This window comes from Mycobacterium kiyosense (assembly GCA_021654635.1).
Classification (GTDB): domain Bacteria; phylum Actinomycetota; class Actinomycetes; order Mycobacteriales; family Mycobacteriaceae; genus Mycobacterium; species Mycobacterium kiyosense.
The window spans coordinates 99214-114321 of sequence record AP025179.1; the positions used below are offsets into that span (position 1 = coordinate 99214).

Genomic DNA, 15108 nt, shown 5'->3' on the forward strand with positions numbered 1-15108 from the left:
TATTCGATGAACGAATGGGCCGTCGAACATGCCGACGACGATGACGACGCCGTCCTCGCGGGGCTGTTGCGGGATGCTGAACCGCTGATGCCCGGCGTCACCAACGACATCGAATTCGTCCGGGTCAACCGGTGGTACCCGGTTCTGGTCTATAGCCACCCGGGCCTCTACCGCGAGCTCGGCCACTTCTATGCCACGCGGCGCCGGGGGAAGCCGGATCCATCTTGCCGGCTCCTACAACTCGTCGGGCAACGTCAACACCGCCGTCGCCGCCGGTGAGCGCGCCGCCAGGGAACTTGCCGACGCACTCGCGACGGCGTCGCACCGCGCGACCGCGCCGTCGCGCCGCCGCGTGGCCGGCTGCTGATGAGCGCACCGGCGCAACCGGTATCAGAGCCGAGCGGCTTGCATACTATGTGGACGATGCCCCGAGACCAGCACGCCAGCACCACCCGGCAGCAACGGCCCGGGCAGCGCCGGCGGGATGAGCGCCGTCGTGCGATCGTCGCCAGGCTCTCCCCGGCGTTGGAGGATCTCCTCGCGGAGGGCGCGGTGTATTCCGACCTCAGCGTCGCTGCGTTGAGTCGCGCGGCGGATATGTCGCGGTCGCGGTTCTATGTCTACTTCGAAGACACCGGAGATCTGCTGCGCGCGTTGACCGAGGACGCTGTCGTCGAACTTTTCGAAGCCACGCTCGCGTGGTGGACGCTGCACCCGGACGGGACATGGGATCAGCTGCGCACGGTCACCGAGCGCATCTTCGCCACCTACCAGCGCCACCGGCATCTGCTACGGGCCATCGAACAGGTGGCCACCCACGATTCCGGTGTCCGCCAACACTTTTCGGCACTATTCACAAACGCGCTCGAAGGGTACGCGGCAGAACTTGCTGCAGGGCAGACGCGGGGAAGTCTCGACCCGACGCTCGAGTCCCGCCGAACCGCAGGCCTTCTGGCGTCGATGACTCAGAGCGGGCTTTACGAACTCACCGCGACCGGGCAGTTGGACAATCCGGACAGGTGGGTCGACAGCCTCACGACCATTGTCTGGAACACCCTGTACGCACCCACCCACGAGCCCGCGCGATGTGATGTCCCCGACCACGCGTAGCAGACAGAGCGACCGCGAGGCGCGGCGCGGCGCGACCCGCGACAAGATGCGGCGGGCCTTTGTGGGATTGCACGACGCCGGAATGCATTACACCGAGGTCAGCGTCGACAAGCTGAGCGCTGCAGCTGATCTCACCCGGACCACCTTCTACGTCTATTTCGACGACAAGGTCGATCTGCTGTTGGCCTGGCTTGAGGACGCTCGTGCGGCGGCGGGTTCGGCGCCGGTCGGGTGGACGGTGCGCGAACGAGCCCCCACCCGGGCCGAGCTACGCCAGGATGTTGCCGCCGCCCTGGCGCGGTACCGTCCGCACGCGGCCGTGTTGGCCGCGGCGCGCGACACCGCGTTGTTCGAGCCGCGGGCCGACGCCGCCTATCGGGCATTCGTCCGCAACAGCATCGACGACCTCGCCGATCACATCGAGCGCGGACAGCGCGGCGGCTGGGTCCACCCGGATTTGCCGGCGACCGAGATCGCGACGTGGCTGGCCAGCATGGTGCACCGAACCCTTTCTGCCACTCCGCCTCTCGACGATGACGCATACACGGAACGTCTCGATGACTATACCGATATCTTTTTGGAACACCCTCTATCGCGGTGTTGCGGGCGCTCACGCGGCGGATGGCTCGCCGTGAGCGCATCGCCTATGCCGAGGTCGTATTCAAGCGCTGACGGTATTCGAGCCTGCCGGGACCTCGCGACTGAGATTGCGAAATCCGTAGCAGGTGACGATGACCATCCAGGCGAAGAAGCTCGCCAGCGGAATGTAGAGGGCCAGGGGACCGTTCCACGCGATCGGACCACTATGGAAGAACACCATAAAGCCTGCCGGCAGGTAGGAGATCGCATTCCACAGGCTGAAATAGCCTACCCAGCGGGGGGAATACGGGATCCCTGCCCGAGTCGAGCAGTACCGCCAGGCCCACCGCCAGCACCCAAATGGTGAACGGGAAATACGGCCATACGATCAGGAAATACGCGATGTCGTTGAGTGCACGCACGATGTCCGGTGGCACGTCCCCGGGCCGGAATGCCGGGATAGCCCAAAACATGCACATGAACACGATGATCGTGGTGGAGATCGCGGCACAGGCAATCTGCAGGTAGCACAGAGTCTGCGATCGACCGCCGAACCGGCGCGTCTGGACGGCTACCGCGATCCCCCATGGCGTCAACATCGACAGGCTGATCATCGCGATCATCGCACCCCAGCGAATCCGTGTCGCATGCTCGGCGTACTGCGCGGCGACTTGCATGGCAGTGTCGCCGGGAGTGATGAAGGGCGGAACGAAGTGCCCAATGGGAATAGCTCCAATCGCGAAGCCGATCAAAGTCGCCGGCCCGGCAATCAGGAACAGTCGCTGGGCAATCGTCTCAACCCGGGACTCCCGCTCGGTAGGCATCGTTAACACCATCGCTATCACCTTTTCCCTCGAAGTCCTGAATATATCAGCGAAATGCCTGTTTTCACCCGGCTAAGACAGCGGTAACATGTCAGCTTAGTTCATGAACCATCGTTTACATTTGGTGATTGTTCAAACCCGCGCCAACCCCTATCGGGATGCGAAGCCGTGACCGACAAAGAAAGCCGATGGCCATGTCAGCGATTGAGACAAGCATCCCCATAACGGTCGACCGCCATCTTTCTCCTGTCGCGTTCGGTCAGATGGCACAGGCGATCGCGGCAAGCGGCAGCGTCGACTATTTCCAGGTGTGGGACCAATTGACATCCTGGTATCCGCAGGGGCTGTGGACGCCGGAGAACACGCCGCTGGCAGCGATCATGCCGGATTGCGACAGCTTTCCGGACATGTGGACGATGGCCGGCTACGCCTCGGCGCTGGCCCCGGAGCTAGGGATCGTGCTGTCGACCGATTCGATTCGGCGCGGACCGGCCGAACTGGCCCAGTCGATGCTCACCCTGGCAGACCTCACCGGCGGCCGCACGATCGTGCAGATTGGAGCCGGAGAAGTCAAGCAAACCAAACCATTTGGCTGGAAACGCGCGCAAGGCATCGATCGGCTCGAAGATATCTACCGCATCTTCGACGCGCTGATGACCACTGACGGCCCGGTTACCTTCCAAGGACACCACACCACCCTTACCGATGCCTGGATTGGAACCGCCAAGGCCAACCGTCCTCAGATCTGGGGTCTGGGCGGGGGACCTCGCATCATCGACCTGGCAACCAGCTACGGCGACGGTTTCTGCACGATGTGCCCGTTCGTATGGAGTTCTCCGGAGAAGTTCGCCGAGGAGCGCGACACGATGCGGACACAGCTGGAGCGAAAGGGCCGGGACCCCGACACCTTCAGATTCGGTGTGTGGGCGACCATGCTGCTGCACGAGGACCCCAACGTCGTCGATCGCGCGCTGGACAACAAACTGACCCGCTGGCTCACTGCCATCGCAGGCCGCGTCAATCAATCCGATTGGGAAAAAGAGGGGATCGAGCCGCCGATGCCGCGAGACTGGCATTATGCGATGAAAATGCTGCCCCTGTCGATGGGCAGAGCCGAGGTCGAGGAATGGGCGGGCCGCGCGACCCGCGAGATGACCGAAAAGTCGTACTTCTACGGCTCGCCGGCCGAGGCCGCCGCTCAGTTCCGCCCGTTCATCGACGCTGGAGTCGACTTCGTGGGAATCCTGGATATGGCCGCGTTCGTGCTGGAACCTGACGAACTCCCCGCGGCGCTGGGCCGCAGTATCGCGGTGAGCAGCTATCTCAAGGGCTTCCGGCACGCGCAGCCATAGCCAGAATCTCCGCCGCGTCGTCGGTGATCGACCAAACAGCAACCGGGAGAGAGCAAATGAGTAAGGCTCTGCACGTCAACCTCCCGATCGTCTACAGTCGTCACCTGCCGATCGCGGCGGCAATTGACACCGCTCGAGCCATCCAAGCCAGCGGAGTCATCGACTCTCTCACGGTGTGGGACCAGATGACCTTCTTCGCCCCGCCCGCATTGTGGCGACCCGACAACTCACCACTGTCAGCAGTGATGCCGGATATCGACTCCTTCCCCGACCCCTACGTTGTCTTGGCGCAACTCGCCACCGCGGTACCAGGATTCGGTTTGGTCACCACGAGCGACGCAGTACGACGTGGCCCCGCGGAATTCACTCAGACTCTGATGACCCTGGCCGATGTGAGCGCCGGCCCCACCATGGTGCAGATGGGCGCAGGTGAATTGAAGCAATGTAAGCCATTCGGCCACAGGCGCTCTCAAGGCGCTAAGCGTCTCGAAGACGTGTTCCGGATCTTTCGAAAGTTCATGGACGACGTCGATCCGATCGATCACGAGGGCAACCACTGGAACCTGCAACAGGCATGGCTCGGTCGCGCTCGACCCGCTATTCGGCCCCAGCTGTGGGCGCTCGGCGGTGGTCCGCGTCTGATTGACACCGCGACGCGCTACGGCGACGGATTCTGTACCGCGGCGCCATTCGTGTGGGCCAATCCCGACCAGGCCGCCGAACAGATCGCGGCGATGAAGCGGACGCTGACAACACTGGGGCGCGATCCCGAGACGTTTGGTTTCGGCCTGTGGTGGATCTGCCTGATGAACGAGGATTCGACGGCAATCGACACCGCGATGCGCAACGACTACATCCGCTGGATCTCGGCGACCATGGGCCGATTCCACGCCGGGGCCTGGCACGCCGAAGGCCTCGATCCGCCGCTGGGTGAGACATGGCACTATGCGACCGACATGCTGCCGCTGACTTACTCGAAGTCCGAAACCGACACCGTCCTGGCGACCGCCACCCCCGAGATTGTGCGCAAATCCTGGCACCACGGCAGTTCGCAGGAGATGGCCGACGTCATCGCGCCCTACATCGACGCCGGTGTCAACTTCGTCCAGATCGTCGACTTCTTCCCGCTTACCCGACCGGCAGACGAAGCACCCGAAGGGCTGCGGCGCGCATTCGAACTCGCGGCACTGATCAAGGGGGCGACCTCGGCGTCACAAATGTGAGACGTGTTCGCTGAAAATTCTTAGTCTTGTCAGCGCACGGATGACGCGTGCGGGAACCCTTTGTGTTTCCTCGGTTTCCGGGGCATCGCACGGGCATTCTCTCGACCACCGTCACCCAGGACGTTGGACGAGCCCGCCGCCGAGATCGACCTGCCTCGTCGCGAACGGTGAGGCCGTCTCTCGCTACGGCTGACGCCGCATGAAGTGCCGGATATAGTCGGCGCCTTGCACTTCCTGGAAATCGCCGTAGGACACGCGACCGTCAAGTTCCCAGCGCGCCAGGCAGTACGCCGCGTCGAAGTTCTGCCAGGTACGCCAATTTCCACCCGCAAGGATCTCTGCGGTGAGGTGGTAATCGCGTCCGCGTGCGTCCACGAATGCGAGCTCGGCGGAAGTCGGAAGCAACGAATCAGCATCGCGACGTGTCCGCTTTCGTGTCACTGATGCGATCGCGACGAGTTCATCGTCTCGCCAAACCCAGCCATTGATAAGGCTGCCTTCGACCGGGCGCGACAAGGTGCCCTCCCATTCGGGGTTGGTGTCAGGTGTGTCCAATGCCGTGCACGCAAAGACAAGGTCTTCGCCGAAGACGCAGTTCATCCACGGGAACGGGGCAAAGGGCTGGACATTCTCGGGTCGCACGGCACCCCACGACCGATCGCGGACATTGAAGCATTCGACGGGGTGTTCTTCACCCGCCAGGGTCACCGTCCCCGTGGCGCGCATCCCTTGTTCGAAGTGCAGCCCGCCCTTGGTGAGTGCGGGCGGCATCAGCGCTTCGAATTCGATGTCGATGTGGTTGCCGCGTCGGTCATCGGTGTAGCGAACCCGGTGCCGTTTAAGGGGTTCGATGACACTGGTGCGGTAGCCGTTGCTGAGGTGGACGTCGTGCAAGTCCCGGGTAAGGCAACGATCGTTCTCGTAGGTGACGAAGTCGAAGATCTCCGACTGAAAACTGTGGCGCACAAACCCTTGAACCACCCACGCTCCACCAAGAACCACACCGAGATGGGGATGGTGCCAGAGGTAGAGCAGGCCATAGATCCGTTTCTCCGGGATATTGAAGCCGAAATACTGCGTTTCCGAGACCGAGTCACCTTCGACCAGTGCGTTGGCCTCGGGATGGAGAAAGTCGTCGGCAGCCGTGGGCTTGAAGAAGATCGAGTCGTGAGTCTCCCACCACGGCGTCTGCTGGTTATCTACTGTCATGCAGCATCCCTCCTGCTGGTGATCTCGCTCCATCGACGGCCCAAAAACGTTAACGAGCGTTTCTGCCAAAAGAAATATACGCGGTCGAAATGCGGTAAGACATAGTTGTGGACTGCTATAACGATCCCGCCGACGATCTGACGTGGACGACGTCGAACTTCGCGGAAGTCATTCCGGGCGTGCAGACTCCCCTCAGCGCATCGATGTGGAGCCAGACTGTTGACCGTTCCACCCGCGAGACCATGTTCCGGATCGGGGTCATCACCGCCGCCGAGCGTGACGGCGCCCTGCCGCCCCCACTGCAGTCACCAGTACTGCGAAAGTTCTACGGCCGAGTCGCAGTGCAGGTGGGCATTTTTACCGTGATCGGCGACCGCCTTCCCGGGGCCACCGGTGAGGGAGCCGTTGCCGCCATCTTGGGCCGGACGCCGGAAGGGATGGTGTATCACCCGACTCGGTCGCGGTACCCGATGGTGGCAGTCCGGGTACCGTACCTGGCGGCCACCATGGCCGGGCGCATTCGACGAGTCAACAAGACCACCAAGCAGTGGTATCTGGGCGAGTGCGCGCGAATTCCTGAGCTCCCATTGCGGGACGCATTCGCGGCGTTCCGGTTGGCTTGGAAGCGATTTGACCAGGCCGTGGCTTTACAGGCGATGGCGACGCTGGCCGTTGTCCAACCGCTGTATGAAGCCGTCGAGGCGATGATCGAACGCACGGGAGTCGGTGACATCGGAACCTTCAGCGGATCAGGGGCTCCGGAGGTTGCCGGCCTTATCGGCAGTATATGGAAGGCCTCACGCGGCGACGTCGATGTCAAGGAAGTGCAACGGGACTATGGTTATCACGGCCCCGCCGAGGGCGAACTCCAAAGCCGCACATGGCGTGAGGATCCTAGTCCGCTCTTCGCGCTCGTCGAGCGGTACGCTCTACTCGATGCCGACTCAGACCCAGAGGTCGCGGACGCGGTCCATCGTGGGCGTCGAGCCACGCTGACCCGTGAGCTTGTCCGGAAGTATCCGCTACTGAAACAACCCGCCATAGCAGCGATCCTGTGGTTGGCGGCGCGACGTATTCCGTTGCGGGGCGCAGCAAAAGAGAGCCTTCTGATGTCGTTCGACGTGGCGCGAGCCGCCGCGCGCCGTATCGGTGCATGCCTCGCTGAGCGCGGCGACATCAAGAGTCCCGACGACGTCTTCTTCCTCACCACCGATGAGCTTCTCGGTCGCATCCCGTCGAACGCCAGGCACCTTGTCGCCGAACGCCGCGCCCAAAGGGCGCTGTACCAGACGTATCCCGCACCACCGTCGCATTGGACGGGATCTCCGCCGGAAGTCGAAAACGCCGAGCCGCCTCAAGAGAGCTCGAGCGTCCAGGGGATTGGCGTGAGTCCCGGTGTAGTGGTCGGCAGCGCCCGTCTTCTGACCAGTCCGGATTTTGACGACGTCGAGCCGGGAGAAATTCTGGTCGCGACGTTCACCGATCCCGGCTGGGCATCGGTGATGTTCATATCGGCCGCACTGGTCGTCGACATCGGTGGAGCGCTCAGTCACGCCGCAGTTGTGGCACGGGAACTAGGCCTGCCGTGCGTAGTCAATACGCAAAACGGTACGACCCATATCCGGACCGGGGACGAGATCAGGGTCGACGGTGGCAGGGGGGACAGTAGAGATCCTGCGCCGAGCTGGCGTGTGACGCGCCCAAGGCTACTAACGATAAAGCCTTGTGGGGGAAACGGGTTCCGAGGCTTCGACCGATAGAGTGGGCCCGACATGAGGGTAGTCTTGCTCGATATTACGGGCGGGTCATCGAGCCTGCCGATGGTGGTCGCGCAGCAGTTCTGCCGCCGATAACCGGCCAGGCAAGCCGGTCATGCCGAATCCCGGATGCGACCCGGACCCGCCCAAGTAGAGTCGTTCAACCGGGGTGCGGTAGCCGCCGAGTCCGCGTGCCGGGCGCAGTGGGCCCAAGCGATGCGGTAAGTAGTCGACATGCATCACCGTGGAGCCCAGCGAAGCGTTGACCCGACGGGCCATCTCGGGAGGAGATTGCATGCAGCGGCCGATCTCAAGGTCCTCGATTCCGTCGAAGAACTCTGCGGCCTTGGCGACGATCCGATCAGAGGCCTTCAACTCCAACGTTTCCCACCCAGACACCGGGTTCACCGGAGTGATCGGTGCATAGAGGTAAAGGGTGTCCTGGCCCTCGGGTGCCAGCGACGGGTCCGCTTGGCTGGCGATGCAGGTGAACATGTGGATGTCGTCATCGGGGAACTGCCCAAGCCGGCAAATTTCGGCCGACCGCGCCACCGACTCCAGGCTGTCAGCGATCAGCTGCGCAGGCAGCCGCACATCGAAATCATCACGACCACTTCGTTTTCGGGTCTTCTGGTGGCGGTCGAGGCGCAAGCGCCCACGCAGCGCGATGTCGACCTTCGACGCGCTCGCGCCGTCGGCAGAGGTGGGGATGTGGTCCACCCGGGCTTGGGTGACCCGGTCGAGTGCACCGGCCGGCAGCAACCGCCCGAGCGTCTGCACCGGGTCACAACTGGCGATCACCCCAACCCTAGCCCCGAACTGGCGGCCATCGGCTAACCGCACCCCGGTGGCGCGCCCGCCGGAGATAATGATCTCGCGCACAGGGGAATTAGTGGCCGCGGTACCGCCCGCGTCGCGCAGGTTGTTCAGCAGGGCCGCGATGAGCGTGTACGTGCCGCCGACCGGCCTGCGCGTGCCGAAGCGGTGGGGGAAGCCGGGGGCCATCAACGCGATCGCGCTGCCGTTGGTGTTGATCGGACCGACACAGGTCGCCGAGAGCTGAGCCAGCGCGCTGCGCACGATCGGGTGCGAGAACCGCTCAGCCAATGCTTGGGCGGCCGAATCGACAGCGAACCAAGCTGTTTGGGGCAGTCGTCGGGCACCTTTAGCGGCCTTTCCCGCCACGGCCAGGAGCGTCTTGAACCCCGGCCGGTGTGGGTTGGAGCGCATGATCGGAAGTGCGATGTCCAGGAGTGCGTCGACGGTGCGGATCAGCTCGAGGTAGGCATCGGCGTCGGCGGGCGAGAACACCCGGATCTCCTCGGCCGTGCGGCGGGCGTCCTTCCAGAACGCGAGAGTGGCGCCGTCGGGATGCAGATAGACGTAGGACGGATCGATATAGACGTCGCGGTAGCCGAATCGGCGCAGCTCCAGCTCGTCCACCAGCCCGCCTGCGGTGAGAAAGATGTCGTCGACGGCGTAGGGGCTGATGCGGTGATTCGGAGCGGACTCAACCAGACGGAGCGTCGTCGACTGGCCGCCGAAGGTGGCGCCGGCTTCCACGACATGCACGTCGAGTCCCGCGCGCGCGAGCTTGCATGCCGCGGTCAACCCATTGTGCCCCGCGCCGATCACTATCACGTCGTGGAAATCGGACACCATACCTCCGGTGCTCGAGACCGATGAGCTGTCGTCCCGATTGACAGTGGCTACTTTCAATGAGAATGACAGTGCGTACTTCGGGCGTCAAGGCGCAGGTGTCAAGGGGTCGCATACTGAGGTATGCCCGCACCACCCCCAACGGCAACGCAAGGTCCCGGCCGACCCACCAGTGCACAACTGCGGCAGGCGATCTTGGCCGCTGCGCAGGAGTTGTTCGCCCTCCAGGGCTATGAGGCCACCAGCACCCGGCAGATCGCTGAGCGTGCCGGAACCACCTCCACCACTTTGTTTCGCCACTTTGGCAGTAAGGCGACGCTGTATGGACGCGTGGTCCGGGGCGATCAACCCGAGGCCGCGGCGCCGGCGCGTCGAGGGCGCCGCAGCGAAAGTGAGACACGCGCGTTGCTCGTCGCAGCTGCGACGGAGCTTTTCTCCACCCAGGGTTACGCCCGGACCAGCACCAGCCAGATCGCCGAGCGCGCCGGGGTTGCGGAGATCATGCTTTTCCGTCACTTCGAAACCAAGGCGAACTTGTTCCGTGTGGCTATCTTCGACCCGTTAGGCGCGTTGGTCCGCCGCTACGCGGAGCAGTGGAATACCGAGGATTTGCCGGGGCTGTCGCACCTGGTCAGTGACGAGTTCGTCGACGAGTTCTACCGGTCGATGATCGAGCATCGAGGCGCTCTGATGACGCTCTTCACCACCCGAATACACGACGATTCGGACATGACTTCAGGCACCGATCAGCAGGCAGCCATGACCGAGATACTCGGCCCGCTGGAACGCGCGATCCGTCGCGAGGTTGATCCCTCGCGCCACCCGAACGTTGACGTAACGATCGCAACTCGGCTCACCATCGCCATGATCGGCGGGACGGTCTTCTTTAAGGACTGGCTGTTTCCCAACAACTTGAACCTGAGCGACGCCCAGATCATCGGGGAGATGAAGGGCTACATTCGCGCGGCCATCGCTCGCGACTGAAGGGATCCGCTTCACAAAAGGCACGTCCGGCAGCAGGCTGGCAGCAGAGCAGCCGCGCTTGCGCGAGGAAGGGAGTTTGCATGCGCTACATCGCCTTGGAGGAAGCCTTCTACATCCCCGAACTCGGCGAGCGCCAACCGATGCCGGATGGCGGAGTCCCCCAGCTGCCCTGCCGATGGAACTCCGATGCCGCCACGCGGTTCGCCGCCCGATTGCCCGACTTCACGGAGTACCGGTTGCCGGAGATGGACGAGGCGGGCATCGACGTCCAGGTCCTGTCGCTGACGGTTCCGGGCCTGCAGGTCGACATCGAGCCCGAACTAGCCTGTAGCAACGCACGATTCGTCAACGAGTACACCGCGCAAGTCGTCGCGAAGAACCCGGACCGGTTCCAGGGTTTCGCCGTGCTGCCGCTGCAAGACCCGGCAGCCGCGGCCGCGGAACTCGAACGCGCGGTGCATGAGCTCGGTCTATGCGGAGCGCTGGTCAACGACTGCATCTACGGCCCGGGCGGGCGCTATCTCGACGCGCCGGAATACGACGAGGTGTGGTCGGCGCTGGAATCGCTGCAGGTTCCGATTTACTTGCACCCGGGAGCACCGCCGGCCGACCGGTGGCAGGTGCTGCAGGGGCGACCGGAATTGTATGGGGCGACGTGGAGTTGGGCCGCCGAGGTGAGCGGCCACGCGCTACGCCTCGTCTTCGGTGGCGTGTTCGACCGGCATCCGCGGGCAATGCTGATCCTGGGGCACATGGGCGAATTCTTGCCGTTTCAGCGGAGCAGGCTCGATTCGCGCTACCACACGTTGAACCCGCCGGAGAAGATCAAGCGCCCGCCGTCGGCCTACCTGGGCACCAACGTGGTGTTCACCAACAGCGGCGTGTTCTCGCCGGCGACCCTGCTGGGCGCGGTGCTGGAGGTCGGGGCGGATGCGGTCATGTTCTCCGTGGACTATCCGTACGAATCGTCGTATGAGGCCGTCGCGGGGTTCGAGCGCACCACCCTGCCCGACGTGGACCGGGAAAAGGTCGCCCACGGAAACGCCGAACGCCTGCTGCGGATTTGACTTTGGGGAGCCACGAACCCGAGCGGGGATCTCAGGGAGCCGAGGGGTAGCCGACGGATTGCGCGAACAGGACCCGTTGCTCTGCTTTCAGTCGCAGGCTGCGGGTCAGGCTTTCCCTGTCACAGTTGTGAAACCAGGCCGCGAGGCCGTGGGCGGCGGCGAACAGGTACACATTGCCGGCGATGAGTCCGGTGTCGACGTAGTAGTACGACTTCTGGACATCCGGATCGTGTAGCCCCGGCTCATCGAATCCGGAGGTGTGCTCCAACCGGTCAAGGTCGACGACGTAGATCAATTGAACGGGGGCGATGGGAATGTCCATGAGCTCTCGCTGCACGGGCAATATCGCGCTGCCGCGCAGATCGCCGTCATTGACGAGTATCAGGCGACAGTTCGGGGCGTCATACAGATAGGTTCCGCCTGGCAGCGCGACGTAGAGATCGATTTCCTGGGAGTTGCTGGCCGAGCCTGCCGTTCGACCTGACGTCGTTCCGAACGGGCCGGCATCGCGATTCACCCCGAACGCCGACCACAGCAAGTCGGAGAGCATCTGTGTAGACAGCTGCGCTGTCGGATCGATGTCCCGGATCGTCTGTCGTTGCTGGAACATGGCGACAATCCGATCGTCGGGGTCACGTGCCGGCGCGGGCAGGTGCACATCCCGATCCCTGGGCGCGTCATCAGTCATTTGTGGTCCCCCAGTTCGTGGGTGCAAAGGTGAACACCGAAGAGTCGTCGCGTTCGAATTGAGTTGCTGACAAACATGTTTCGCAAATCGATCATGCGACAGGCGGGTAATGTCCGCGCGCCGATAGGCGATCGTGACACCATATTAGAGTACCCGTACATAGACATATCCCGCCGCTGGGGTGGCACGATTCACGAATGGGCCGACCAACTCCGCGCCACGTCTCCTGGCTGGAGCGCTGATGAGTCCTCGGAAGCCGACTGGCACTGCCCATGAGGTATCCCCGCCGGTCGGTGAACTTGCCGATTTGGATGCGGTGGTGGACGCAGCCCTGGAAGCCGCCGCTGAGCTCGGCAGAGATGTCGCCGACGTCCCCATCATGGTGATCGCCCGTCACGCAGGTGTTTCACGTAGCACCCTGTTGAGAAGGCTGGGCGGGTCCCGGGCTGCCCTCGATGACGCGGTGCGCGCGCGAGGGTGTGGACCCGGGAGGCGCCCCGCCGGTGCGGGTCAGAGCGCTCGATGCGGCCGCCGCTTTGATTGCGGAAAATGGACTGGGCGCAGCCACGTTCGAAGCCATTGCCGAACGTGCGGAATGCTCAATCCCAAGCCTCTACGTCAATTTCGGCACGCGTGACGGTCTGTTACGCGCCATCTTCGAGCGGCACAGTCCCCTGGGAGAGATCGAGGATTTCCCTTGCCGAGGGCACCGAGGATCTGCGGGCCACTGTTCGACGTCTCTACGGATTGATGGCACAGGTGTTCAGCCGCCAGCCCCAGGTGGCGCCGGCAATGTTCGCCGATGCCTTCGTGAGGCCGAACAGCCCGGTGGCGCGTTCACTGGTCACCTATACGGCACCGCGCGTGGCGGGCGTCTTAGGCCAGTGGCTGTCGAACGAGGTTGGCAGGGGACGAATTAGAGATATTCCCGTGCCGCTGTTGATTCAACAACTGTTGGCGCCCATCACGATTCATATGTTTCTGCGCCCGACCGGACACCCGGTTCCCGCTGCTGAACTCCCCGATATCGATGCCGTCTGTGACGTCTTCACGGATATCTTTCTGCGAGGGGTCGCCCCGACCGTTAAGTAGCGTCAGAACTTCGGGGTCGGCGAACCGAGTACTTCTGGGCCTGCCGGAATCAGCTGGCCGATCCGGGCGAACTGCCATCGCCCAGCTCCGGGGAGGAGGCCGGCACCGGCTGGGCGCCGTAGCGGCCCATCTGGTGTGCGGTGAATTTGTATGGGCTGTTCTTGTCCGCGTTGGAGATGTTGGGGAACGCGACGCCGGCGCCGAAGAAGAACACCAGGACGCCCGCCGTCTTGCGCCAGTCGCTCCGGGAGATGGGGCCTTGCTTGCGCAGAGCGGACAGATAGGTGATGCCGATCGGCAGGTGCAGCAGCGCCGCGGTCAGCGCACCGGGACTGTACTTGGTGCCGATCATCCGCGGCATTACAACGGCATGACCGAAGGCCTGGGCGATGCCGAGTAACACGGGCGGCAATCCCAGCCACTTGACTTTCGGGAACAGCATCGCCGGGACATAGAGGGCGCGGAACGCGATGTTGGCGCACATCGCCGAATGCGGGTTGAACGGGTAGTTGTCGGGTTGATCACTCTTGAAGATGGCGACGTTGACCATGCCCGGAAACCAGCCCGGGTCGACGTACTCCTCGTATTGGTGGGCGCACATCGTCATCGCGTTCATCACCGACAGCGCGCGCAGGTTCGTCTGCGTCCGGCGCCCGATGAGCAGACTGGCCCCGCCCAGGGCCATCGCCTGGACAGCCGCGACCCGAGGCCATTCTCGGCGGTAACGGTCGATAAGTTTTGTACTCACCCATCGGCTCCACTTCTGTTGTGGCGTGAGACCGTTGCTCAGCCGCCCCCAATCCGGCACGAATATATAGCTACCATCTAAGAACGTATCATTCGCGGCGGTCGAGGGCCAGGATTTGCGTCGCGAGGTACCGGCCCGGCAAAGCGCCGGAGCCCCAGGGTGTTCGATGACGCGCCGCTACGGCGCACCTTTGATCACGCGCTGTGCAGCCACATTCGGCAGGTGACGTACGGCGAGCTCGTAATCGGCGTCGTCATGCAGAACGACTAAACCTCGCTCCGCGGCTGTCGCGCAGACAAGTAGGTCGGCGACCGATAGTGCTCGCACCACCCCGGCGCTGGCGAGCCGGTACTGAGCCGACTCGATCCATCGCCATACCGACTTCGGCACCGGTACGTCTGGGCACAGGTCGCGGAACGCCTGGTTCATTTGGTCGAATTCGTCGACATTTCGAGCGGATCGGCGGAACTCAGCGCGCTGCGGTTCGCACGATCCGATGGCTCCGCTCAGCAGGGCCGCGGTCCAAGCCTCGGTCAACTCGGGTTGTCGTTGAATCCGCCAGATGGCCGACGAATCGGCGAGGAAGCGGATCAACCACCCACGGCCTTTTCGTCGGTGCGCGCGGCACGCCAGCCGTCATAATCCCAGTCCTCGGCATGTTTGCGGGATCGGGCAAGTGCCTCGATGCGCCGGAAGCGGTCGACGTAATCACGTAGCGCGAGGTTGACCGCGTCTTTCTTGGTCCGCACACCCGCAAGGCGCATGACCTCCTCGAGAGCCTCGTCATCGAGGTCAATTTGCGTGACTGTCACGAGG

At 63.4% G+C, this 15108-nt stretch carries 14 protein-coding genes and 2 pseudogenes; 8 read left to right on the plus strand and 8 right to left on the minus strand.

Annotated elements, in window-relative coordinates; all coding sequences use genetic code 11:
• Positions 1-6 precede the first annotated feature (6 nt).
• Both L6444_RS00490 and L6444_RS00495 read left to right on the plus strand, forming a co-directional pair.
• Positions 7-279, plus strand: coding sequence for a hypothetical protein (locus tag L6444_RS00490; protein ID WP_236979452.1), 273 nt, complete (start codon positions 7-9; stop codon positions 277-279).
• Positions 280-423: 144 nt separating this feature from the next.
• Complete coding sequence (locus L6444_RS00495; RefSeq protein WP_236979454.1) at positions 424-1110, plus strand: TetR/AcrR family transcriptional regulator; 687 nt, start codon at positions 424-426, stop codon at positions 1108-1110.
• A 268-nt stretch (positions 1111-1378) separates the two neighbouring features.
• Here the strand turns inward: L6444_RS00495 and L6444_RS00500 are convergent, their stop codons facing one another.
• Both L6444_RS00500 and L6444_RS00505 read right to left on the minus strand, forming a co-directional pair.
• The gene (locus L6444_RS00500; RefSeq protein WP_236979456.1) at positions 1379-1561 is read right to left on the minus strand and encodes a hypothetical protein; all 183 of its coding nucleotides are present in this window, start codon (positions 1559-1561) and stop codon (positions 1379-1381) included.
• A gap of 352 nt (positions 1562-1913) precedes the next feature.
• On the minus strand, positions 1914-2525 hold the full coding sequence (locus tag L6444_RS00505; protein ID WP_236979458.1) for a hypothetical protein: 612 nt from the start codon (positions 2523-2525) through the stop codon (positions 1914-1916).
• Positions 2526-2701: 176 nt separating this feature from the next.
• Here L6444_RS00505 and L6444_RS00510 point away from each other — a divergent pair, with 176 nt between their 5' ends.
• Both L6444_RS00510 and L6444_RS00515 read left to right on the plus strand, forming a co-directional pair.
• A complete protein-coding gene (locus L6444_RS00510) occupies positions 2702-3865 on the plus strand; it encodes an LLM class flavin-dependent oxidoreductase (protein ID WP_236979460.1) in 1164 nt (387 codons plus the stop codon).
• A gap of 56 nt (positions 3866-3921) precedes the next feature.
• Positions 3922-5088, plus strand: coding sequence for an LLM class flavin-dependent oxidoreductase (locus tag L6444_RS00515; protein ID WP_236979461.1), 1167 nt, complete (start codon positions 3922-3924; stop codon positions 5086-5088).
• Positions 5089-5271: 183 nt separating this feature from the next.
• Here the strand turns inward: L6444_RS00515 and L6444_RS00520 are convergent, their stop codons facing one another.
• Positions 5272-6330, minus strand: a complete 1059-nt coding sequence (locus L6444_RS00520; RefSeq protein ID WP_236979463.1) for a DUF7064 domain-containing protein — start codon at positions 6328-6330, stop codon at positions 5272-5274.
• A 74-nt stretch (positions 6331-6404) separates the two neighbouring features.
• Here L6444_RS00520 and L6444_RS00525 point away from each other — a divergent pair, with 74 nt between their 5' ends.
• The gene (locus L6444_RS00525) at positions 6405-8057 is read left to right on the plus strand and encodes a PEP-utilizing enzyme (RefSeq protein WP_236979464.1); all 1653 of its coding nucleotides are present in this window, start codon (positions 6405-6407) and stop codon (positions 8055-8057) included.
• Between the two features lie 45 nt (positions 8058-8102).
• Here the strand turns inward: L6444_RS00525 and L6444_RS00530 are convergent, their stop codons facing one another.
• Positions 8103-9716, minus strand: coding sequence for a phytoene desaturase family protein (locus tag L6444_RS00530; protein WP_236979467.1), 1614 nt, complete (start codon positions 9714-9716; stop codon positions 8103-8105).
• 192 nt (positions 9717-9908) lie between these two features.
• Here L6444_RS00530 and L6444_RS00535 point away from each other — a divergent pair, with 192 nt between their 5' ends.
• Both L6444_RS00535 and L6444_RS00540 read left to right on the plus strand, forming a co-directional pair.
• A complete protein-coding gene (locus tag L6444_RS00535; protein ID WP_236979469.1) occupies positions 9909-10697 on the plus strand; it encodes a TetR/AcrR family transcriptional regulator in 789 nt (262 codons plus the stop codon).
• An 80-nt stretch (positions 10698-10777) separates the two neighbouring features.
• Positions 10778-11764: an amidohydrolase family protein gene (locus L6444_RS00540; RefSeq protein WP_236979471.1), complete on the plus strand. Its 987-nt coding sequence runs from the start codon at positions 10778-10780 to the stop codon at positions 11762-11764.
• Positions 11765-11795: 31 nt separating this feature from the next.
• Here the strand turns inward: L6444_RS00540 and L6444_RS00545 are convergent, their stop codons facing one another.
• Positions 11796-12422, minus strand: coding sequence for a nitroreductase family protein (locus L6444_RS00545; RefSeq protein ID WP_236979484.1), 627 nt, complete (start codon positions 12420-12422; stop codon positions 11796-11798).
• A gap of 337 nt (positions 12423-12759) precedes the next feature.
• Between L6444_RS00545 and L6444_RS30345 the strand changes: the two are divergent.
• Positions 12760-13544, plus strand: a pseudogene (locus L6444_RS30345) (TetR/AcrR family transcriptional regulator).
• A 49-nt stretch (positions 13545-13593) separates the two neighbouring features.
• On the opposite strand, the gene L6444_RS00560 reads toward L6444_RS30345, so the two are convergent.
• From L6444_RS00560 to L6444_RS00570, 3 genes and pseudogenes are all read right to left on the minus strand, one after another.
• The gene (locus L6444_RS00560) at positions 13594-14292 is read right to left on the minus strand and encodes an HXXEE domain-containing protein (RefSeq protein ID WP_236979485.1); all 699 of its coding nucleotides are present in this window, start codon (positions 14290-14292) and stop codon (positions 13594-13596) included.
• 177 nt (positions 14293-14469) lie between these two features.
• The gene (locus L6444_RS30350; RefSeq protein ID WP_370653056.1) at positions 14470-14886 is read right to left on the minus strand and encodes a PIN domain-containing protein; all 417 of its coding nucleotides are present in this window, start codon (positions 14884-14886) and stop codon (positions 14470-14472) included.
• A 65-nt stretch (positions 14887-14951) separates the two neighbouring features.
• Positions 14952-15104, minus strand: a pseudogene (locus L6444_RS00570) (type II toxin-antitoxin system VapB family antitoxin); the annotation flags it as partial.
• Positions 15105-15108: the final 4 nt, after the last annotated feature.